At 43.6% G+C, this 23,186-nt stretch carries 18 protein-coding genes, 2 tRNA genes and 1 pseudogene; 11 read left to right on the top strand and 10 right to left on the bottom strand.

The window, feature by feature from the left end:
* Positions 1-115: 115 nt before the first annotated feature.
* The 5 genes from EPO18_RS18495 to EPO18_RS18475 all read right to left on the bottom strand — a co-directional run bounded on the left by EPO18_RS18495 (position 116) and on the right by EPO18_RS18475 (position 5,662).
* On the bottom strand, positions 116-841 hold the full coding sequence (locus tag EPO18_RS18495; RefSeq protein WP_292435959.1) for an SAM hydrolase/SAM-dependent halogenase family protein: 726 nt from the start codon (positions 839-841) through the stop codon (positions 116-118).
* Complete coding sequence (gene ttcA, locus EPO18_RS18490) at positions 838-1,743, bottom strand: tRNA 2-thiocytidine(32) synthetase TtcA (protein WP_292435957.1); 906 nt, start codon at positions 1,741-1,743, stop codon at positions 838-840. The genes EPO18_RS18495 and ttcA overlap by 4 nt, the downstream gene beginning before the upstream one ends.
* Before the next feature lie 139 nt (positions 1,744-1,882).
* Positions 1,883-3,106, bottom strand: coding sequence for a beta-ketoacyl-ACP synthase I (gene fabB / locus EPO18_RS18485; RefSeq protein WP_292435955.1), 1,224 nt, complete (start codon positions 3,104-3,106; stop codon positions 1,883-1,885).
* A gap of 11 nt (positions 3,107-3,117) precedes the next feature.
* Positions 3,118-3,633, bottom strand: a complete 516-nt coding sequence (gene fabA / locus EPO18_RS18480; protein WP_292435954.1) for a 3-hydroxyacyl-[acyl-carrier-protein] dehydratase FabA — start codon at positions 3,631-3,633, stop codon at positions 3,118-3,120.
* 82 nt (positions 3,634-3,715) lie between these two features.
* Complete coding sequence (locus EPO18_RS18475) at positions 3,716-5,662, bottom strand: transglycosylase SLT domain-containing protein (protein ID WP_292435953.1); 1,947 nt, start codon at positions 5,660-5,662, stop codon at positions 3,716-3,718.
* A gap of 73 nt (positions 5,663-5,735) precedes the next feature.
* Here EPO18_RS18475 and EPO18_RS18470 point away from each other — a divergent pair, with 73 nt between their 5' ends.
* From EPO18_RS18470 to EPO18_RS18460, 3 genes are all read left to right on the top strand, one after another.
* Complete coding sequence (locus EPO18_RS18470; RefSeq protein ID WP_292435952.1) at positions 5,736-7,526, top strand: ABC transporter ATP-binding protein; 1,791 nt, start codon at positions 5,736-5,738, stop codon at positions 7,524-7,526.
* Between the two features lie 92 nt (positions 7,527-7,618).
* Complete coding sequence (locus EPO18_RS18465) at positions 7,619-8,452, top strand: PHP domain-containing protein (RefSeq protein WP_292435950.1); 834 nt, start codon at positions 7,619-7,621, stop codon at positions 8,450-8,452.
* Positions 8,453-8,491: 39 nt separating this feature from the next.
* Positions 8,492-8,920, top strand: a complete 429-nt coding sequence (locus tag EPO18_RS18460; RefSeq protein WP_292435949.1) for a YcgN family cysteine cluster protein — start codon at positions 8,492-8,494, stop codon at positions 8,918-8,920.
* Between the two features lie 56 nt (positions 8,921-8,976).
* Here EPO18_RS18460 and EPO18_RS18455 read toward each other — a convergent pair whose 3' ends face one another.
* Entirely contained in the window at positions 8,977-9,621 is a 645-nt protein-coding gene (locus tag EPO18_RS18455; RefSeq protein WP_292435948.1) for a response regulator, read from the bottom strand.
* Positions 9,618-10,946: a histidine kinase gene (locus EPO18_RS18450; RefSeq protein WP_292435946.1), complete on the bottom strand. Its 1,329-nt coding sequence runs from the start codon at positions 10,944-10,946 to the stop codon at positions 9,618-9,620. Before EPO18_RS18450 ends, EPO18_RS18455 begins: the two co-directional genes overlap by 4 nt.
* A gap of 236 nt (positions 10,947-11,182) precedes the next feature.
* Here EPO18_RS18450 and EPO18_RS18445 point away from each other — a divergent pair.
* The 3 genes and pseudogenes from EPO18_RS18445 (at position 11,183) to EPO18_RS18435 (ending at position 12,117) form a co-directional block, all read left to right on the top strand.
* A tRNA-Arg gene (locus tag EPO18_RS18445) sits at positions 11,183-11,259 on the top strand.
* Positions 11,260-11,276: 17 nt separating this feature from the next.
* Positions 11,277-11,352: transfer RNA gene (locus EPO18_RS18440), tRNA-Asn, on the top strand.
* Between the two features lie 336 nt (positions 11,353-11,688).
* Positions 11,689-12,117 (top strand): annotated as a pseudogene (locus EPO18_RS18435) (CRISPR-associated endonuclease Cas3'').
* A 262-nt stretch (positions 12,118-12,379) separates the two neighbouring features.
* Here EPO18_RS18435 and EPO18_RS18430 read toward each other — a convergent pair.
* Positions 12,380-13,222, bottom strand: a complete 843-nt coding sequence (locus EPO18_RS18430; protein WP_292435944.1) for an HDOD domain-containing protein — start codon at positions 13,220-13,222, stop codon at positions 12,380-12,382.
* 329 nt (positions 13,223-13,551) lie between these two features.
* Between EPO18_RS18430 and EPO18_RS18425 the strand changes: the two genes are divergently transcribed.
* A complete protein-coding gene (locus EPO18_RS18425) occupies positions 13,552-15,396 on the top strand; it encodes a putative bifunctional diguanylate cyclase/phosphodiesterase (RefSeq protein WP_292435942.1) in 1,845 nt (614 codons plus the stop codon).
* Between the two features lie 172 nt (positions 15,397-15,568).
* Here the strand turns inward: EPO18_RS18425 and EPO18_RS18420 are convergent, their stop codons facing one another.
* The gene (locus EPO18_RS18420) at positions 15,569-17,149 is read right to left on the bottom strand and encodes a peptide chain release factor 3 (protein WP_472850913.1); all 1,581 of its coding nucleotides are present in this window, start codon (positions 17,147-17,149) and stop codon (positions 15,569-15,571) included.
* A gap of 739 nt (positions 17,150-17,888) precedes the next feature.
* On the opposite strand from EPO18_RS18420, the gene EPO18_RS18415 reads away from it, so the two are divergent.
* Positions 17,889-18,170 carry a PilZ domain-containing protein gene (locus tag EPO18_RS18415; protein ID WP_292435938.1) on the top strand — a complete coding sequence of 94 codons (282 nt, stop codon included), beginning with the start codon at positions 17,889-17,891 and terminating at the stop codon, positions 18,168-18,170.
* Here EPO18_RS18415 and EPO18_RS18410 read toward each other — a convergent pair.
* Complete coding sequence (locus EPO18_RS18410; protein WP_292435937.1) at positions 18,146-19,132, bottom strand: PAS domain-containing protein; 987 nt, start codon at positions 19,130-19,132, stop codon at positions 18,146-18,148. The genes EPO18_RS18415 and EPO18_RS18410 overlap by 25 nt on opposite strands.
* A gap of 464 nt (positions 19,133-19,596) precedes the next feature.
* On the opposite strand from EPO18_RS18410, the gene EPO18_RS18405 reads away from it, so the two are divergent.
* The 3 genes from EPO18_RS18405 to EPO18_RS18395 form a co-directional block, all read left to right on the top strand.
* The gene (locus EPO18_RS18405) at positions 19,597-20,469 is read left to right on the top strand and encodes a response regulator transcription factor (protein ID WP_292435935.1); all 873 of its coding nucleotides are present in this window, start codon (positions 19,597-19,599) and stop codon (positions 20,467-20,469) included.
* Between the two features lie 44 nt (positions 20,470-20,513).
* The gene (locus tag EPO18_RS18400) at positions 20,514-21,437 is read left to right on the top strand and encodes a histone deacetylase family protein (RefSeq protein WP_292435933.1); all 924 of its coding nucleotides are present in this window, start codon (positions 20,514-20,516) and stop codon (positions 21,435-21,437) included.
* A gap of 125 nt (positions 21,438-21,562) precedes the next feature.
* Positions 21,563-23,186 (top strand): HD domain-containing phosphohydrolase (locus EPO18_RS18395; protein WP_292435930.1); only part of this gene is annotated, 1,624 nt, incomplete at its 3' end.

Below are 23,186 nucleotides of genomic sequence, written 5' to 3'. Positions count from 1 at the left end.
AATGAAAATTTTAGAGGGGTGATTATAAACCATAAGCCGGGCCTGTTCATCCCAAGTTGGCAGCTTAATGGCATTAAGTTAAGGAAATAGCGACAATTTTAACTACTTCATCAAATCAAAAACCGACCCGCATTCCCAATTTCAAAGCCAATTGCTGGTCTGCATGGCCTTTATTGACGGCAACCTCGACCAAACCGCTGGAGTTTTTATACCAAAAAGCTTGTTGCTCTTCGACAGCACCGAATGTATCGGCTTGTTTAATCTGAATACCATTAACAGTTAAAGTCTTGCCGGAATAAACGTCACTGTAGCGCAATCCGGTCATGGCATTGCCGTAATGATCGAAATAAATCACTTCCGCCAAATCTTGAGGCCAATCGTTTAAATCATTTCGGTCAAATGGTTGTAATAATTTGGCTGCCGTATTGATAGCCAACTTTGCGGCAATCGGAGCGAATATATCCCTGCCGTGAAAACTCATCGAGCAATGCTCAGGTCTCCAGACGATTTCCGACCATTTCGTATTTTGAGACTGAACAGCAACAGTGTTCAGCAAACCATTATCCGGGCCGACAAAGATTTGCCCGTCAGCCTGTAAAACTACAGCTCGCCGTTTACCGCCAACGCCTGGGTCAACCACAGCCAGAAAAATACTACTGACCGGAAAGCTGTACCGCAATGCGGCCAATAAATAAGAGCTTAAACGAGGATTAGCTGTCGGTGCATTGCTCAGCAGATTAATAACAGGCACATGCGGCGCTGTCAGCCGTAACACCGATTCCATTTGCCCGATATAAGGCCCGGACGGCCCAAAATCGGTAAAGAGAACAATACAAGTCACTGAGCCAATACGTCTAAACCGGCATTCGCCACACCAGTTCCCGACTGGCTAGCGGCATACACACCATCCCTGGCGATAAATGTCATAACTTGCTCTTCGGTTTGTTGGCTGCGCGTTAGCCCGGCAAAATCGAATAATTGGGTATCGGCTAACTGTGAAGGCGCGACGTTCTGCAGGCTAGCGAAAATGGTTTCCAAACGCCCCGGAAACTGTTTATCCCAAGTTCTTAGCATAGCTTTCATAGCCTGGCGCTGCATATTTTCTTGGGAACCGCACAAATTGCACGGAATAATCGGGTAGTTCTTAAATACTGCAAGACGTTCTATATCTTTTTCGCGCGTGTATGCCAAGGGCCTGATGATAATGTTCTTCTTATCGTCGCTTAACAGCTTGGGCGGCATGGCTTTTAATTTGCCGCCGTAAAAAATATTCAGGAAAAAAGTTTCGAGTATGTCGTCGCGATGATGGCCTAAGGCAATTTTGGTGACGTTATTCGCCTCGGCATAACCGTACAGGGTGCCGCGCCGCAAGCGTGAACACAACCCACAGGTGGTGTTGCCCTCGGGAATAACCCGCTTTACCACGCTGTAAGTGTCTCTTTCGATAATATGATACGGCACACCTAGCGATGCCAAATATTCCGGTAATACGTGTTCCGGAAAACCGGGCTGCTTTTGGTCTAGGTTGACCGCGATCAGTTCAAACTCAACCGGCGCGGTTTTTTGCAAATGCATCAGGACGTCCAACAAAGTAAACGAATCCTTACCGCCGGATAAGCACACCATGACCTTGTCGCCGTTTTCGATCATATTGTAGTCGGCAATTGCATCGCCGACCGTATGCCGCAATTTCTTTTGCAGCTTGTTGAATTGGGTTCTGGATTTTTGGTTTGGATCTGACATGGTCAGTAGAAGTCGTAAAAATAGAACACGGATGACGCGGATTGGACTGATTAACGCTGATAGCGTGTAACAAAGGTTTTAATCTGTTTAAATCTGTCTAATCTGCGTCATCCGTGTTCCATCATATAGCTAGAATGCGTTAGCCGTTGTAACGCTGAAAAATCAATGTAGCGTTGGTGCCGCCGAAGCCGAAGCTGTTCGACATGATCGTATTTAACGTAATATTGTCTTTACGCTCACGCACTATCGGAATGCCTGCCGCGCCCGGATCAAGCTGGGTGATGTTGGCCGATGCGCTGAGGAAGTTTTCTTCCATCATTAACAGCGAATAAATAGCCTCGTTAACACCCGCCGCACCTAATGCGTGACCAGTCAACGATTTTGTCGAACTGACCATAGGCACGTTATCCTGACCGAATACGGTACGCAAAGCTTCAAGTTCCTTGGTATCGCCGACCGGCGTACTGGTGCCGTGAGCATTGATATAATCGATCTTGCTGCTGCCGATAGTTGCCATTGCTTGCTGCATGCAACGTACCGCACCTTCGCCTGACGGTTGAACCATGTCGTAACCATCGGAAGTTGCGCCATAACCGGTTAGCTCAGCGTAGATTTTCGCGCCACGCGCTTTGGCATGTTCCAGTTCTTCAATGACTAAAACACCGCCGCCACCGGAAATAACAAAACCGTCACGGGTTTCATCGTAAGGTCTTGATGCTGTGGCCGGCGTGTCATTATATTTGGAAGACAAAGCGCCCATCGCGTCAAATAACATCGACATCGTCCAATGCACTTCTTCACCGCCGCCGGCAAACACAACATCCTGCTTGCCCATCTGGATCAATTCCATCGCATGGCCGATACAGTGCGCGCTGGTTGCACAGGCTGAACTAATCGTGTAATTGACGCCTTTAATTTTATAAGGCGTTGCCAAACAAGCGGTATTGGTGCTGGACATGCTTCTGGGCACCATATAGGGGCCCACTTTTTTAATGCCTTTATCGCGTAAAATATCAGCCGCATCAACAATGTTTGAAGTTGATGGACCACCGGACCCCATTACCAGACCGGTTCTGAAATTCGATACATCCGATTCATCCAAGCTGGAATCTTCAATTGCTTGCTGCATCGCAATATAATTGAACGCAGCGCCATCGCCCATAAAACGTTTTATTTTGCGATCGATAAACTCATCTAAATCAATGTTGATAGGCCCGTGAACATGGCTGCGAAAACCCATTTCCTGATAAACGCCGGCAAAAGTAATCCCTGATCGGCCTTCTTTTAAGGAATCGACAACCTCTGTTCTGTTATTCCCGATACTGGAAACAATGCCTAGCCCGGTAACTACGACTCTTTTCATTGCTAATGCCTCTAAAAATCTTCTGTGGAAGTGAATAAACCGACCCGTAAATCGGTAGCTTCATAAATCACTTTGCCATCGACTTCCATGGTGGCATCAGCGATACCCATAACCAACTTTCGCATTATCAATCTTTTTAAATTAACCCGGTAAATCACTTTTTTAGCAGTGGGCAGCACTTGCCCGGTAAACTTAACTTCTCCTACACCTAAAGCACGCCCTTTTCCGGGGCCACCCATCCAGCATAAAAAGAAGCCGACCAATTGCCACATCGCATCTAAGCCCAAACAACCGGGCATCACAGGGTCACCCTGAAAATGGCAATCAAAGAACCATAAATCAGGCGTTATATCCAGCTCAGCAATGATCTCGCCTTTTCCGTATGTACCGCCTTCATCCGTAATAAGGGTAATGCGATCCATCATTAACATATTTGGTAGAGGCAATTGCGCATTTTTCGGCCCGTACAGTTCACCCCTGCCGGACTTCAACAATTCTTCGCGCGTAAAACTGTGCTGTTTACCCATACTCTTCATATACCTTAACGTAATTATTATTATTCTAAATTGTGCATTATCTAACAGACCTCAAAAAAAATCAGCTCTATTTTTAGCCGGGCAGCACATCAAGCATCAACTCCTTTATTTTCAATCCCTGTCTTTGCATAAGTTGCTGATAGATAATACTGTAAGAAAGCACTGAAGTTACATATTTTCTGGTTTCTTTAAAAGGGATGGTTTCTATCCAAATATCGGCGGGCACAGACTGGACATTGGGCAACCATTTTAAGACCCTTCCTGATCCCGCATTATACGCGGCAATTGCCAATGCAAAATGGCCATGAAACTGCTTTAACAATTTCTTATAATAAAAAGCCCCGTATCTGACATTAACATCAGGATTAAACAGACTGTTGTCCGACAGCCATTTTTCCTTTAATTCACGGGCTATCTGCATACCCGTTCTAGGCATAATTTGCATTAAGCCTCGAGCCCCAACAGAGGATTCCGCATCTTTATTAAAAATGCTTTCCTGCCGAATCAAACCCAAAACAATGGCCGGATCAAGATCCTGCCGCAGTGCATTATTATGAATCTGATTCGAATAATAAACCGGAAAACGCAACCCTAGATCATCCCAATAATCGGCTTTGACCAGCGTTGCTATAGCAACTTGATCCCAATGCCATTGCTGAGCCAATTTAGCGGCAATCATGCGTCGCTCTTTACTCAACATTTTTATTGCATACCACCATTGTCGTTCGGCCTCCACATCCCTGTTCAGAGCTTTAAACTCCCTAACCATTTTAAAATCGGTTTCATTAGCCAGATTATCCAGCTCATTTGCGACCAATAGCACCGGTCTATTGGCAAACCGGTAGGGTTTATTGACAGTGTCAGCAGCAAGAAAACCATAAAAGCTACGATCTTCCGCAAGCTTGGCGTAAGCATCCTGAGCCTGTAAAGAATTACCGGTTTTATCCAGCAATCTGGCTTGCCAGTATTGCCATTTAGGATCAAGCCGTTCCTGCGCCGTCAACCCCGCCAGCGCCTCGCCGACATGTTGCCAGTTTTGTTCGAGTAAAGCAGCCCTGACTTTCCATTCATTAACTTCCGCATCACCAACCGGCAATTGACTAAGACGGAAATAGGCATCCGGACTTCGACTGCGCGCCAAGCCCATCGCAAGACTGCGCTCTAGTTGCCGGATAGTTTGGTCATCTGTCTGGAAATTGTGTTTTTTATCGTCCCAGAGCTTAACTGCCAGACTTAAATCGGATTTTGCCAACCGATCTATGCCATGAGCAAATAGCCTTCCCATTTGCGGGCTCAAACGCCGCGCCTGCTCCCGGCAGGCTTGCGGCATACACACCATCCCTGGCAATAAACCGCTATTTTCGATTAACTCAGGCTTTTGGTGAACCCGCAACCAAATATCGGCAACATCCTGATCGGTTATGCTCATAGAGCGGCGAACATATTCAGCCACGGAGACATTATCTTTATCCAAGGCCAGCTCAAAACGATGCCATATCAATTCCGGCGTAAAATCAGCGGACATCGTCAATAGCAACATCAGCGGATCGCATTCTTGCGGCAGCGAATCCCCGGTTACCCACAAACGTTTAGCCTCGTTTAATGCCTGCTGCTGATTGCCTGTTTTATAGATAGCTAGGTTGTACTGGCATTCAAGCGCAGTATCCTCGGACGCTTCATAGTATCGGACAAAATCACTCCACTGATCATTTTTAGCCAAATAATCCAGCCATTTCGACCTCAATAATTCGGCATAACGGGTATTTTTATATGACTCTAAGTAGGAGAGAACCTGATTGGTTTGCTGTAAATTGTCTTTTAACCACAGGTATTGCAGGTAGGGATAGAGAGGATAGTCGATCAAAGTATCGCTGATGCGCATAAAAGCATCAGTATTGCCTTGTGCAAGCAGCTTTTCCGCCTGCAAAAAATTATTTCTTTGCTGGTCGAGCGCATTACCAAAAACTGCACCGGAAAAAACAACCAGACACAACAACAATTTTCCTCGCAGGTGTTTCATATCTCACTCACAGTAAATATATTCTTAAAGATGTTATAATCAAGCGCTTCAAAAACCTCTCTGATCAAATCCCGTGCAATCGAAACAAGCTACCCAAGCTTACAGCTGGAACACTATCTATCAAATTGCGTTAGAACATAAAAAAGAACTGATTGTCTCTCATTTTATCGCGATTTTGGCAACCATAGCCAGCGTTCCTGTGCCATTACTGATGCCGCTGTTGGTCGATGAAGTGCTGTTGCATAAACCCGGCATTATCATTCAAACCATTAACCTATTTTTTCCTGTAGATTGGCAAGTCCCCATTCTCTATATCAGCGTTATTTTACTGATCAGCCTTATCTTGCGCATCATTGCGATCATTTTCAACATCATTCAATCCAGGCAATTTTCCTGCATTGCCAAGGATATAGTGTTCCGCATCCGCGCCAACCTGATTGGGCATTTACAAAATATTTCAATGTCCGAATACGAGAGTCTCGGCACCGGCACTGTGGTAACCCATCTAGTCAAAGACCTCGATACGATTGACACATTTATCGGTTCTACCGTCAGCAAACTGCTGGTTGCGGCATTAACCGTTTTCGGCACTGCGCTCATTTTATTATGGATGAACTGGCAATTGGGTTTATTTATTCTGTTGCTGAATCCGGTAGTCATTTATTTCACCCGCGTTATCGGCTCCCGCGTTAAAGATCTAAAGTCCAAAGAAAACTCCGCTTTTGAAGTTTTTCAGCAATCCTTGACCGAAACCCTGGAAGCCATCCATCAAATACGCGCCAGCAACCGCGAGAAGCATTATTGCCAGCAGCTGATTGAATCGGCTCGATCTGTTAAAGATTTTTCCACTGCGTTCGCCTGGAAAAGCGATGCCGCAACGCGTTTAAGTTTTCTGGTATTCCTGTTCGGCTTCGACATATTCCGCGCCTGTGCAATGCTGATGGTGTTTTATTCGGACCTCAGCATCGGGCAAATGCTGGCAGTGTTTGGTTACCTGTGGTTTATGATGGCTCCGGTGCAGGAAATCCTGAGCATTCAATACGCTTTTTATGCTGCCAAAGCCGCATTGTTTCGCATCAATCGCCTGAATGCGCTGAAACAGGAACCGCACTACCCTCACCTCGAAAACCCGTTTTTAAATAAAAAAACCGTTTCTTTACGGGTAGAAAACCTGCATTTTAGCTACAGCGATGAAAAAGTACTCGACGGTATTTATTTAAGAATCAAATCCGGCGAAAAAGTTGCGCTGGTTGGCGCGAGCGGCGGCGGCAAGTCTACATTGATACAAACCTTGATCGGCCTATATCCTCCCGACCACGGCCAAATCTATTTCGATGAAGTACCCATCGACCGTATCGGCCTAGAAGTGGTCAGGGAAAATGTCGTTACCGTACTGCAACACCCTGTCCTGTTTAACGACACCATCCGCGCCAACCTGACCTTGGGTAAACCGGCCACCGATGCAGCATTGTGGAATGCACTGACCATTTCGCAATTAAGTGACGTCGTGCAGGATCTGGACATGGGACTGGACACCATCGTCGGCCGGCTTGGCATGAGACTTTCCGGCGGACAGCGGCAACGAATGGCTATCGCCAGAATGATCGTCGCCGATCCCAAAATGGTGATACTGGATGAAGCCACCTCAGCGCTGGACAGCGAGACAGAACACAAACTGCATCAGGCGCTGGCGGAGTTTTTAACAGGCCGCACTACTATCATCATTGCCCATCGCTTGAGCGCAGTGAAACAGGCCAACCATGTTTATGTTTTCGAACAAGGTAAAATCTGCGAGCATGGACAACACGAAACGTTACTCAGTCAAAATGGCCTTTATGCAAAACTTTATGGCGAGTATCAATAAGGCAGGCGAAGGGCATAAGGTGAAAGGCAAAAAACACGTTGCACCTGCCTTGCGCCTTGCGCCTTTCACCTTGCATCTTTAACCTAATACCTATGACTGAAAATTACGATCTACACTGCCACTCTACCGCTTCCGACGGCACATTATCGCCGACGGAATTAGTGCGGCGCGCCTATGAGCACGGCGTTACTTCGCTAGCTCTAACCGATCACGATACGGTCTCAGGCATTAGCGAGGCACAAGCCGCAGCAACCGCAACAGGCATTAAATTAATACCCGGCATTGAATTATCAACCAGTTGGCAAAACAAGTGTTTTCACATTGTCGGACTGGGTATTGATCCAGCGTATCCGCCGCTACGCGAAGCCACCCGCAACCTACAAATCATGCGCACCGAGCGCGCTGAAAAAATCGCGTATAAACTGGAGAAAAAACACATTCCCGGAGCGTTGGAAGCCGTCAAAAAAGCCGCGGGCGAAGGTATGATCACCCGTACCCATTTCGCCGACTTTTTACTATCGCAATTCCATGTTTCCACTCAACAGGAAGCTTTCGACCGCTATCTTGGCACCGGAAAAGCCGCTTATGTTCCGACGATATGGGCGGAGATGGAACTAGCGGTAAGTTGGATCATTCAATCCGGCGGTGTTGCGGTATTAGCGCATCCTTTGCGCTACAAATTAACCGCCAGTTGGATGAAACGCTTATTAGCAGCATTTAAAGAAGCCGGAGGACTCGGCATAGAAGTCGTAACAGGCCGATATAATAGCGACGAAATAAAATTGGTTGCCGGTTACGCAACGCGCTTTGAGCTGGCCGGTTCAGTCGGTTCCGACTTTCACAGCCCAGATAACCAATGGGTGGAATTAGGCAGACTTGCGCCGTTACCTCCAAACATCAAACCGGTCTGGGAACTGCTTAATTAATGTTCAACATAACTTCAGCCTGTTAATGAGAACTGCCACATGAACTTTTGGGAAACTAAGAAACTATCTGAAATGACTACCGAAGAGTGGGAGTCATTATGCGACAACTGCGGCAAGTGCTGTCTGCATAAACTGGAAGACGAAGATACCGGCGACATCTACTTTACCAGCGTCGTCTGTAACCTGATCGACCTGGATACTTGCCGCTGTACTCGCTATCCCGAACGCGCCCAATTAGTCCCTGAATGTTTGGACTTAAAACAGCATGACTTTTCTGAATACAACTGGTTACCGGCAACCTGCGCTTATCGGCTGTTAAGCGATGGAGAAAAACTTCCGGCTTGGCATCCGCTAATATCAAAAAACCCTGATAGCGTTCATGACGCAGGCGTTTCAATTAGCAGTTATGCAATGAGAGAATCTGAAATTGATGACTTGGAAGACCATATTATCGAATGGCTGGAGTAGAGTCGAACAAAGCCATAAGGTTATGCAATGCCGCTCTATGCGAGTTGACGATCATTTCAATTCTTCATTACACTCAAAACCATCGCAATATGCGCCAGCTCGGCGACGGTTGAAACCTTAAGTTTACTTTTTATTTGCGTACCGTAGTTGGCGACGGTTTTATAACCCAGACAAAGTTCGTCGGCGATTTTGTGGGCGGTTAGACCTTTTGCCAGCAGCAGAAAAATATCGAATTCCCTGGCCGACAAGGTATCTACAAGAGTTTGGTAATCGGGTTCGCTATTTTGCAGCGATATATTTTTCATCAAACCCTGTTCGATATAAATTTCGCCTTGGGCTATTTTCTGTATCGCTGCGACCAGAATTCCGGGCGCGCTGTTTTTGGTGATATAGCCTTTTGCTCCGGCTTTCATGGCCCTATCGACATAAACCATTTCGTCGTGAACGCTAAAGACCAGTATCTTGGCGTTACTGTCGCGATTGCAGATGCGGCGTATGCTTTCCAACCCACCGATACCGGGCATCGATAAGTCCAGCACCATCACATCCGGTTGTTGTTCCAGGTACAGCTGACAGGCCACTTCACCCCGTTCAGCTTCAGCAATTACGTCAATATCGGCTTCGGTCGATAACAGCATCCTGAAGCCTGCGCGTACCACGGCATGGTCGTCAACCAGTATGACTTTTATTTTGTCTTTCATGATAATGGAATGGTCGCTATGATGCTCATGCCTTGTTGCGGCTGAGTCTGTATAGTGAATTCGCCGCCCAAGCTGCTGATTCTTTCTCTCATACCTAACAATCCAAAACCGGTTTTAATATTATCAATTGCACAGCCTTGTCCATTGTCGGCTACTTTGAGCCGTAACGCTGTTCCGGTTTTAGCTTGATGCTCTATTTCCAGGCTGATAGCGGCTTGATTTGCCTGTGCATGACGAACAATATTGGTTAAGCATTCCTGAACAACTCTGAATATTTGAATGGTGATTTTTTGCTCAAGCTGATCGACTTCGTCAGGACAGATAATGGTAAGTTTTAATTCCGGATTTCTACTCGACCAGTGGTTTAACAAGTCTTCCATAGTAGCTTTCAGCCCCAGCTCGGTTAATACCAACGGGTGCAGTTGGTGCATCATGGAACGCACCACAGTCATTAAATGATCGCAGATAGTGACAATCGAGTCGGTCGTTTGTTTAATGTCCTCCCCTGTTCCAGCTTGGGAACGCCCTGCAGTCACCGCCATCACTTTAATAGCAGTCAGAGATTGCCCCAGTTCGTCATGCAATTCCTGCGAGAGCCGTTGTCGTTCGTCTTCCTGTATTTCCAAAGTATGTTGAGCTAATGCCCGGTTTTCCAGCTGACTGGCATTCAGCTTATCAGTCATATGATTGATGGCTTTGGCGATACTGTCATATTCCTGAATGGAAAAGTCGGGCAACTTTTGTTGGTAATGTCCTGTTTCAATGACTTTTAGCGCATCAACAATGACGGCAATGGATTTAAGCGCTTTATCAAAAGCCAAATTGACAGCCAAAAAGGTAAACAAGGTCAACAAAAAAAGTGAACTGAAAAAACCTAGGCTTTCCTGCCAGACTTCGGTAATTTCATCCAACGGATTGGCCTGAATAATCAAAGTGATTTGTTCGCCGTTGAAACTGGTAATTTGACGCTCAACCTTAGGATAGTCAACACTAACCAGAGTGATAAACCATTGCGGCGGCTTCTCATCATTATTGATCTGTTGTTTTTTATCGGCAAAACTGATGATTTGCCCTGAAGGTTCTTTCAATTGAATGCTTAAATGCCGGGTTTGATTCATTGAATTAAGTTTCGGCAACCACTCGGTTTCATTAAACAGAGTTTGAGAAAGGCCGAATGTTATCAATTGCACAACCATATTAATGGAGGAATCGATTTCCTTATTTACCGCACCGCGCGCCTGCCAGATGGCTATTGAACTACCCAGTATCAGAATACACAGGGAGGAGAACAGTATTCTTATGTTAATTCGGTAACGTAGGCTCATCGGTGGAGATATTGAAATTCAAAAGATTGTTACATTATTCATGTATGAAGATTTATTAGCTATAGGAAAAATTCTTTTTTCGATAAGCTGAGAGCATCAAATAAATCTTTTGATTTTGCCGGACGATAAAACTCTCTGACATAACATCAACCTTTCATTTCAGTTCCGGCATGAAAGTGGCCAAATTTACAGTTGACAGAAGAAGGCTTAGAAAGCATAATACGCGTCTCAGTACGGCGCCCGTAGCTCAGCTGGATAGAGTACACGGCTACGAACCGTGCGGTCGGGAGTTCGAATCTCTCCGGGCGCGCCATACTGAAAAAGTTTTAATCCCCTGTAGCTCAGTCGGTAGAGCGGATGACTGTTAATCATTAGGTCGGCGGTTCGAGCCCGTCCGGGGGAGCCAAATAAAACAAAGCCCTACATGCAAGTGTAGGGCTTTTTTTATGCGTAAAATTTAATAACCGTGCTTTATCGGGTAACGGTCTGGATTGGAACCGACACTACAAATTAAACATCAACGGCAACTACCAGTTGAGCATCCCGTTTAACGACAGTCGAGAATTGATCATGGATCATCCTCAAGCATGGCTCGAAAGTGGAGGTTAAATCGCCGCAGTTTTTGTTAGATGGCGTCAGGGAACAAATAGAGGCCATGCAAAAAATTTATAAAAAATAAAGTTCAACCTCACCGATTGAGGTCGTGAGTGTGGATAATGGGGCTTAAGTTGATCGCTAGGTGATGAGTGTAAAGGAAAGTCTGTATTACAAATATTGGGGCAAGGCCGGTTCAGATAATGAAAATGGGGCGAAGTATCATCTGTTGCCTTACCATTGTTTGGATATGGCAGCAGTAGGATGGCAATTATTGGTGCCCACCAAACCGCTTTGCAAGCAGTTAGCAAAATAACTGGAAGTCGAGCCGGAATGGCTAAGAACATTATTTGTTTTGTGTTTGGCTTTACATGATTTGGGTAAGTTTTCCCGTACTTTTCAAGGATTGAAACCGGGTTTGTCGCCTGATTTGGTAAAAGACAACCCCAATATGCATTATTCGGAACGGCACGATAGTTTAGGGTTTTGTCTTTGGCGCGAAGTTCTTCAATCGGCTTTTCTGGCTGAGAAATTCCCGTTAGATGAGCTGGATCGTTCAGACATCGATCATGACTAAGAAACTTTGAACCTTGGCTGGAAATAGTCACTGGTCATCATGGCATGCTACCCAAAGGAAATCTTAAAGGTGTTTCCCACACCTGTGGGGATGAACCTAAACATGTCACCTGCTGTTCTAAAAGCACTTTAAAACCTAAGGTATGTAAGCCCTACGCCACAATAGCGGCTGCAATTTCTATGTCGTTTTTATTAACCTAGCCGGTTTCAACCATGCCTTTCACTACGGTAACGCTCCGTTTCCATGATGCATCAGCGTATAGCTAATTAAATGTTGGATAGAAAATTTTAAAAACAGATTCAAATTGGACGTGGACTCTATCAATAATATCACTTAAATCTTCCACAGGTATATTGCAAAAAGTGTTTAGATGAGCGTCAACGTGCTCCATTCTACACAAGTAACTAGCAGCTCTTATAGTTGATGCGGCATCTGCAAAAACGCCCGCGTAATCAGGATTATTATGTTGGCCAATGGTTTCAATTATGATTTCAGGCAGTTTCCATAACCGGACTAATTCAGCACCCGTCTGATAATGATTAAAACCGAGTATATTATTTTCTGCCTGAATTTCATTAGCACCGCTCGATTCAACTAAAAGACCGATTTGACGCGCTAGTTCAGGAATTCTGCGGTAGAAAACCAGTTGGCCAATATCGTGCAGTAATCCGCAAATAAATATTGAATCAAGGTCGCTTTTATTTATTTTGTATATGCAGAGCTCTTTACTAATAAGTGCGCAGCGCAAACTTCTTGCCCAAAAATCTTGCATGGAGAGGAGGCCACTCGGCAGCGACGAAAACTTGTCAATAATAACAGTAGCCAGTACCAGATTTTGTAATTCCTTTACTCCAATAATAGCTATGGCGTGCTTAATTGTTGTGATTTGTCCAGGAAGGCCAAAAAAAGCGCTATTAACTATTTTAAGCAACCGGATAGATAATGCAGGATCTTGTTCAATGATAAAGCCGATATCCGTAATTGACTTATCAGGATTTGCAATGATTTGTTGCAGTTCAAAATAAATATTCGGTGGCGACGTCAGTTGTAAGTCCCCTTTGAACAAATCTGATATTTTTAAATTAGATAAAATGGCGGCTAACATGGGAAAATCAAATTTTATTGTATATAATTTTTAAATAAGACACACAAACGAACTAATGTAATAAAGACTAGTTAGAATTTGAAGGAATACAAGAAAAATTATTAAAACTAGCGTTAATTTAGATAGTTTGAGTTTTGTAAGCAATAAAGATACAAAGAAGACTACTAAAAGCTGGTTGCGTTCATGGTTCGACTGTTCTGGCGCTCACCCGCAAATGTAACTAATTGATAATAAAAAGTTCATTAACACTGGACTTGTTGGCAGGCGGAATTTTTTGAAGCTTTCTGAAATTTGATTATTATGTCTTACAATTCTGTTTGGAGATTAATGTGTTATTTAATTCGCGAAAACAAGAAATTATCATTATTGCCGAGACTAATGCGTCTTCAATAGCAAGAATTACTGAGGAATTACAGAGTAAAGGTTTTTGTAATTTTAAATTTGGCGTTAATGGCGCTGAAATCTATAAGATTATCAGAGAATATTATGAAAACCCGGAAGCGATAGGGCTGATTATTATCAGTAATGACTTGCCCGATTGTCAGATTAAGGATTTATATAAATCTTTTTCCCAATGGGATGGCGGAGTATTTATTCCTCTGCTTATTTTAAAAAAAGATTTAGCTCCTGATAGTGATGATTGGCAACTGGATAGTCAGGATCTGGTTTATCAATTAAAGAGAGACTACAGCTCGATTGAGTTGCAAATGGCGGTTAATTTTCTCATTTGTTTGAAGAGTGAAAAATATCTGCGCTACAAACAGCAAGAAAGACTGTTAACAGAATTATCTGAACGAAAACTTGTAGATGCAAAGCTTAAATACTTAGTTGGACATGATGAACTTACAGGTCTGCTTAACAGGAGCAGTTTAGAGCAACATATCCAGCTGACATTGAACAGAAATAGCAGCAGAAACTTTTCTCAAGACAGTGTGTTGTTGTTCATCGATCTCGACCGGTTCAGTTTGCTTAATGAACTCGAAGGTTTTGATGTTGGAGATCGCTTACTGATAGACGTCATCGGTTTAATAAGAAACGCGTTAAACAATGTTGGGCTGTTAGCCAGAATTGACTCTGATAAATTCGGTCTTTATCTGGAGAACTGCACGGTTTCTCAGGCTGAGAACTGGTCGAAAAATATCAGAACAGCTTTAGATAATTTCCGTTTTGTAATTGGAACGGTTGCTTACAATATTACTGCTTCAATAGGGTTAAGTTCGTTAAACTCTGCAAAATCAATCGTACATCCTCGTGAACTAATCTTTCAGGCTCATCAAGCTTGTTGTATGGCTAAGACAAATGGACGAAATATGATCTGGAAATATGACAATGAAGATACTGCTATTAGAGAGAGGCATCGTGATATTTATTGGGTTCCCATCATAAGAGAGGCTTTTCTAAACAAAAGTTTCTTTTTATTATTTCAACCGGTTATAAATCTTACCGATGGTAATATTTCTCATTATGAAGTCTTAATCCGATTAAGAGGCGAAAATGGTGCGGTGATTTGTCCTGGGGAATTTATTCCAGCAGCTGAAAGAATGGGTTTGATTCATGGAATTGATTCCTGGGTAGTCGAAAATGCTATTGATTATCTTGCTGCATTGCCCGTTGAATTATCGCATATTGCTTTAGCGATCAATCTTTCCAGTGTTGCTTTTCAAGATGAATCTTTATTGCCGATGATTAAACAAAAACTTGAAATGACCTCTGTTAGAGCCGAACGCATTACTTTTGAAATTACTGAGACGGCAGCGATAGATAATTTTAAACAATCAAGATCGATGATTTATCAAATTCGCGCGTTGGGCTGCCATTTTGCTTTGGATGATTTTGGCGCCGGCTTTTGCTCTTTTAATTATCTAAAAAAATTTCCTGTTGATTATGTGAAAATCGATGGCCAGTTTATTCAGAATCTGACGAATGATGAAACAGACCAAGTGTTGGTGCAGTCAATGCACCAGATTGCAAAAAAATTAGGTAAAAAAACCATAGCCGAATTTGTCGATTGCCCAAAAACGATAAAAATTTTAAGAGAAATAGGCGTCAATTATGGGCAGGGTTATATTTTTGGCAAACCAAGTGAACAGTTTCTTAAGCAAAATACCTTTCAAATTAATGACGTATTGCAAAGAGTCGATATAAATGGTTTGCATGAAGTCCGTTGGTCATAGGCTCTCGACAGATCAAGTAAGTTACATTACCACAAGAATACAAACAAATCTCTCGCGTGAATTTAATCTGTAACTATTCATCGCACCATCTTATTTTTAAGTTCACAACATACGGGTAATTAGCACCTACGCGATGGAAACGTTCCGCCGCATGTTGATGAAATGAAAAACCCTATAATTCCCGCGTCGCACTGAATTTTATATCCGGCCAGCGCTCTTCAGTCAATTGCAGATTGACTCGGCTGTTGGCGACATAAACCAAGTAACCGCCACCGTCTTCGGCCAGATTATCAAAGGCTTTGTTCTTGAACTCTTCCAGCTTGGCCGGCTTGTCTGAGCTTACCCAGCGCACGGCTGAAATGGGTACGGCATCATAAACGCATTCGACATTGTATTCGCTCTTAAGCCTGAACGCAGTGACGTCAAACTGCAAAACACCGACCGCACCTAAAATAAGATCGTTGTTTTTTAACGGCCTAAATAACTGAGTCGCGCCTTCTTCGGTTAATTGTACCAGTCCTTTTTGCAGGGCTTTGGCTCTTAACGGATCCTTTAACACTACGCGGCGAAACAACTCCGGCGCAAAATAAGGAATGCCTCCGTATTTAAGCGTTTCGCCTTGGGTAAAGGTATCGCCGACTTGAATAGTACCGTGGTTATGCAGGCCAATGATGTCGCCGGGATACGCTTCTTCGACGCTTTTTCGGCTGTCGGCCTGAAAAGTGATCGCGTTGGCAACCTGGACATTTTTACCTATACGCACATGATGGATTTTCATGCCCTTATCGAATTTACCGGAACACACTCTTAAAAAGGCAATCCGGTCTCGATGGGACGGATCCATGTTGGCCTGCACTTTAAACACAAAGCCGGTAAACGCCGGCTCATCGGGTAATACCTTGCGCTGCTCAGCTTCTCTGGGCCTGGGCGATGGCGCATATTCAGCGAACGCATCAAGTAGCTCGATGATCCCGAAATTATTGATAGCTGAACCGAAAAAAACCGGCGTCAGGTTACCTGCCAGATAGTCTTCAAGATCGAATTCATGGCTGGCGCCTTTAACCAAATCGATTTCATCCCTGAGTTCTTGGGCCTGATCGTCCAGCAGCTCATCCAGCTTTGGATTATCCAAACCTTTGATGATTTCAGCCTGGGCAATCTTGCCGCCATGCTGGGCACTGAACAAATGAATTTCATCCTTATACAGATGATAAACTCCCTTAAAGCGTTTACCCATGCCGATAGGCCAAGTCATCGGGGCACACTTGATCTTCAAGACGTTTTCAACCTCGTCCATCAATTCAATGGGTTCCCGCCCTTCCCTGTCCAGCTTGTTAATGAAGGTCAAAATCGGCGTAGTGCGTAGACGGCACACTTCCATCAGGTTAATGGTTCTTTCTTCAACGCCTTTGGCAACGTCTATCACCATCAGTGCGGAATCGACCGCTGTCAAGGTACGGTAAGTATCTTCGGAAAAGTCTTCATGGCCTGGGGTATCGAGCAGGTTGATAATGCTGTCTTTATGCTCGAACTGCATCACCGAAGTGGTCACCGAAATACCCCGTTCCTTTTCCATCTCCATCCAGTCGGAAGTCGCATGACGTGCCGCTTTACGGCCTTTTACCGAGCCTGCCAGCTGGATTGCGCCTCCGAACAACAATAGTTTTTCGGTCAGTGTGGTCTTTCCCGCGTCGGGATGAGATATGATGGCAAAAGTTCTACGACGCTTGGTTTCAGAGCTTATTTCAGTAATCGACATGTTTTAATGCAAAAAATAAGTACGCATATGGTACATAATAATAAAGAGTACCCATTTGTTGATGGGGACGAATGCTTGGATTAAAGACTTTCTTTGTTGATGATATAAAAATTCTGTTGGAATAACACTACTACCGATATACCTAAAGCTATTTTTAAATAACAGTAAATCAGGTTTTTCAAAATACAAAAAGTAGCTTCAGCTGATTAATTTTACCCAATTCATATAAAATAAGTAAGCTTCAGTCTCTTTCAATACAGAATGAGATTATTTTTTTACAATATCTATTCCTTAATAACTAAAATTTGTTGAAATAATTTTTAACAAGAGATTTTATATTACCTGGCCCACGCCTTTACTTTGCCGAGCTAAACAATCCACGCCAGGAAAGTGAAAATGCTGACCGGCATCATGATTATCTTCTGCACCGTATTAAACGGCATTGAAGACTGAGTAAGTATGGACACCTTCGCGGAAGAAGCGGCCGAGACGCGATTTGTTATGAAGAATCAGCTAATCGTTGACTGTTCGGGTGTCTGCGATGAAGTGCAGCCCTTAACAAATCCTAGATAGTAAATAGTTGATTGTTTTATAAATAAAAAGAGTCTATTATTCCCAAAAAATAGAAAGATTGTGTTCTTGCGCGATTAAGCTGCAAGTAGAGCAAATTTACCACTTTCGCTTATATTGACAGTCCGCTACCGTGCCACCTAATCATCAAATGGAGCAAGAAATGAACAATATTAAAGAAAACCGGTTAGCCGGACGGTATCCTACCTTTTGTACTGTTGAACTTGATACAGGTACCGGCGTAACACGCAATCTGAGCACTACTGGGGTCTGCTTTACTACGGATAAGATTATTGAGCCGAACTTAATGCTTCGCTTCTTTATTTCGATGCAAAAAAAGGGAAGAAATATGATCCGTCTTCGCTGTGAAGGCCGGGTAGTGCGCACGCATAAATTTGCAAATGGTTGTGAAGTTGCCATTCAATTTACGACATTCGAGTGGTGATTGTAAGCGACGATGTGCAACTCTTCATCATTACGCCTCCTACGCTCGGTGATGTCTATCTCGATACCCGCCATGCGTAAAGGGTTTCCCGCGATATCGCGCTTGATTACGATGCCGCGATTCAATACCCAAATCAATGGTCCCGATAAGGTTCGAATGCGGTATTCAACCTGAAAAAATGGTAAACGATTTTCTAAATGCGCTGTTAAAGCAGCATGATAAACAGAAAAGTCATTAGGATGAATGCCATTTTCCCAAGTATCGACATGAGGCTCTATTTCTTCCAGCCGATAGCCGCGCAGTTTGGCCCAGCGTTCATTAAAGACGACACGTCCCGTAGAGATATCCCAGTCCCATGACCCCATCATCTCGGCCCTAACCAGAACCATGGACGGGGTGTGCGCCTCAACTTCAGGAAAAACTCTCTCTGCCAGTTGACCTTCGGTAATTTGGGTAATGGAAACATAGAGTACGGGATTCTTATCACCATTTATTACACGCCGGCAGTCTAGCTGAACTGAAAATTCGGTATCGTCGCCACGTTTCAGCGTTAGCCAAGTATTTTGCCGCTGGTAATGCTTCATTACACCTGAGAAAAAAAGATGCCAATGGTCGATGTCGGCGGCGGCAACGAAAACTGAAAAATGATGATGCAATAATTTTTTGCGTTCCCCTCCGATCAGTTCGAGAGCGCTAGAATTAATTTCGTCGATCAGACCATCGTGCGTGAGAACAAAGTAGCCGACCGGCGCAAAATCATGAAGCTCTGCATAACGATCCTGGGATTTCGCCAAAGCAGCATCAGCGCGCAGTAACTCCTCATTCTGTATCCCCAGCTCAATCTGGTGTCCCGGAAGTTCATACAGCGAATCTTCTGTGCGACATTTCTCTGCAAGAACATGATAACGTTTCCCCCCAGTTTCTACCCTGAGCGGGTTCTTTTTAATAGTTTCCTTTCTCATTAGGCACCTATTATGAGTTTATCGAATATGTAGGGCAAAAATATGTTGCGCAATTAAAATCATCCAATTTTTAAAGCCGAATCCTCAATTACTTAATTAGCTGGTTATAACTGTTTATTTTTGCGTTATATTTAAGAAAAGATCTGTAGAGAATCAATTACATTCCAAATTAAAGAAATAAAGTATTTTTTAAGTTTAAATTGATGTGTCTTAACTTAACAAAGCAAATTCATAAATAAAATACGTGTCAATACTTATCAATCGCCGAAATAATCCGGCTTTATTGCTTACCGGATTCTTCGAAAGTAGGAATGTTGTGCATTACTCTATAATTGTGATAATGTTCGTTATAACTAATTAATTTATTAAAACTTTTAGTTTTTTTAAGACAGACAAATCATTTTTCTTTGTTGTCCCATCAGACCCTGTGTCTATTCGCTTTAACGGATTTTACGAGGACTCATATGAATACAGATTTTCGGATTGCGCTAATTAGTAACAACCTCTTTCATCAGGGCTTATTAAAAGGGTATTGTCATGCACATGGCTATAAACTTTTTGAAGCAACAGTTGACATGGAATCAATTAATGTAACTTTCAAAATGCAGCCAAACATAGTTATTTTGGCTACTTATCCGGTACAGTATCAGATAAATAAATTGATACGTGAAGTGAGTAATAATCATGAAATTCCAGTATGTTATTTACATAGCAATAACGCTTCCGCTTTGGAAGAAGAAGTGACTTGCTGGGTTGATGCTGTTTTAGATGCGTCCTCTGATATTAATCAACTGGATAATTATTTGCGCTTCAGATTCAAGCATCACCATCGTCTTATTAAAGAAAATCGGAAGCGTGCGAGACGGATTGCTAATGATCGGAGACGGCTAATGTTTGAGCAGCAAAATGCGGTTGCCCGCCATAGTCAATTAACAAACAACACACCAGGAAATGGTGATAGCCGTTGTTTTATGGTTGAACCTTTTTTTCAAATTGATAAACGTTCTAAATCTGTCATGTTTAATGGAAAATCGCTGAATCTGACACGTAAAGAATTTGAGCTTTTCGAGTTGCTGACGCAGGATGTCGATCGCGTGTTTATGACCGATGAAATCATTAATCATGTCTGGCCTGAAAATAACCGGGTAACCAAGTCAGATCTTTATCAATATATGCATTTATTAAGAAAAAAGATTGAAAATAATCCGAATAATCCACAATGGATTTTGACTGTGAAAGGTTTCGGATATAAGTTAAATGCGCCTCTGTCTGCTCAAGCAAATTCGCCAGATATAGAAGCGAATGAAGGCTGCGGTTCAATTTGGGGTGGTGTTTAAAAAAAGATACTGAATGCGTACCCACTTGGTTAAAGCGAGACTTTGTGAAAACACTTTATTACAGCCATCCCGACTTTCTTCTTCACGAAACAGGTGCCGGGCATCCTGAATGCGCCGACCGGCTTAGAAGCATAGAAAAAGCATTGGCAGTGCCAGAGTTCTCAAGTTTAATCCGGCAATCTGCGCCACTTGGGACAGAACAACAAATTAGGCTGATTCATCCCCAATCTCATATTGACGCCATTATTGAAGCCATACCGAAACAAGGCGAGCATTATTTGGATCACGATACTGTGCTGTCGCCTGGGTCGAAAAAAGCTGCTTTTCGTGCGGTTGGAGCTGTTTGCGACGCCGTCGATAACGTCCTGACCGGCAAAGCCGACAATGCCTTTTGCGCAGTACGCCCACCGGGTCATCATGCTGAGCCTGATATCGCAATGGGTTTTTGCCTGTTTAATAATATAGCGATTGCAGCCAATTATGCGCGTCAACATTATCAACTCGAACGCATCGCCATTGTCGATTTTGATGTCCACCACGGTAATGGCACGCAGGCTGCTTTTTACAACCAGCCCAATATACTCTACATATCCAGCCATGAGATGCCGCATTACCCCGGCACAGGTCATCCTGAAGAAACCGGCGTCGGCAATATTATCAATGTACCGTTGGCTTCGGGTGACTCAGGCGTTGAATTCAGGCAAAAATACAGCAGCATCATTTTGCCGGCACTAAAAAAGTTCAGGCCTGATTTAGTACTGATTTCAGCTGGCTTTGATGCCCATAAAGATGATCCTTTAGCTTCTATCATGCTGGTTGAAGATGATTATAAATGGGTAACTCAAGAATTAATGACCATCGCTGACAGTTACTGCAAAGGCCGGATTATTTCAGCGTTGGAAGGTGGTTATAATCTCAAGGCATTAGCTGCTTGTGTCGCTATTCACGTTAAAGCTTTAATGAGCTAAAAAATAATGTCCGGATATATTAAATAGACTTGATGAATAGCGAATAAACGGCAATCTATTTTTTGCGTCGTCAACTCACTTGGATTATAGTTCAAGACTATTTTCAATATTGAAAAACTTAGTATATGACCACGCAAAAGATCACTACCACAGGCAAAGAACTTTCCTCCGAGTTACAAAAAATCATCTGCCAAGTTGAAAAGTTGACCGAGATCGGTATTGCGCTCTCCGCCGAAAAGGATACGACGAAATTATTGGAAAAAATCCTGATCGGAGCAAAATCCATTACTAACTCCGATGGAGGAACAATATACCAAGTTGTGGACAACACTATTAAGATAGAAATCATTCATTCCGATAGCCTGGGTATTTCCTTGGGAGGCGGGGGCAACGTCATCAACATTCCGAATATCCCTTTATACGATGAAAATGGCGAACCTAACCTTAAAAATGTCGTCTGTTATTCCTACCACAACAACAAAACCATCAATATTGATGATGCTTATGATGCGGTTCATTTCGACTTTTCCGGTACTAAGGCATTCGACAAGAAAAATAATTACCGCTCAAAATCTTTTCTTTCCATTCCCTTGACTAATCACCAAGGTGAAATCATCGGCATTCTGCAACTAATTAACGCAATTGACCCCGAAACCCAAAAAATTATCGAGTTCGATGCAGTCTCACAACGTTTTGCTGAGGCATTGGCTTCGCAAGCAGCAACTGTTCTAACAAAACAACAGCTCATTATCGAACTGGAAAATATGTTTGAGTCGCTGGTCAAATTAATAGCGACTGCGGTTGATGAAAAATCGCCGTATACCGGCGGACATTGTCGTCGTGTCCCGGAATTGGTCTCAATGTTGACGGAGGCGGCACATGATACTGATCATGGATATTTGCAGAATTTCAGACTTAATGACGCTGATCGTTACGAGCTTTCCATCGCCAGTTGGTTGCATGATTGCGGCAAAATCATTACTCCCGAATATGTCATTGACAAAGCAACCAAGCTGGAAGCTATTTTCGACCGCATTCATTTGGTGGAAACGCGTTTTGAAATACTAAAACGCGATCAAGAAATTGCATATCTCAGACGGCAGCTTGCTGACCAACAAAAGAGCAAGACCTCGTCTGCGATTTACCTGGATGGGGCAGTTGCCGACGATTGCATGGATGCAGGAGGTACGACCCCAAGGACGGGGGAGGTAGAATTGCGTCTGGAACAGCAATCGAGAGCAACGCAAGGAGCGGTTGCCGAGGTAGAGCAATGCAGGGAGCAATTGCTGAGAGCACCAACAGTAGGCGCTTTAGACGACGCAGGAGCAATTGCCGACGACTGCATGGATGCAGGAGGTAGAGCAACGCAGGGAGCAGTTGCCGAGAAGCAATCGCGACAACTGGAACAAACTTTTCAGGCCAGCATTAGACAATTAAACGATGATTTGGCTTTTATCCGTTGCTGCAATACCGGCGGAGAGATAATGTCGGACGAAGATATTGCCCGTATTCAGTCCTTAAAACATCTTACGTGGTCGTTAAACGATGTCGATACCCCCTTATTAAGTGATGAAGAAGTCTACAATTTAAGCATATTCCGAGGCACGTTGACCGCAGAGGAACGTAAAATTATCAACAATCATATCAACGTTACTATTTCCATGCTGCAAGCCATTAAATTCCCCAAACACTTACAAAACGTCGTTGAAATTGCGGGCGGTCACCATGAACGCATGGACGGAAAGGGCT

Origin of the sequence: Methylobacter sp. (assembly GCF_004322395.1) — a bacterium.
Taxonomy (GTDB): Bacteria; Pseudomonadota; Gammaproteobacteria; order Methylococcales; family Methylomonadaceae; genus Methylobacter_A.
This window is presented reverse-complemented; position numbering and strand designations above follow the sequence as displayed.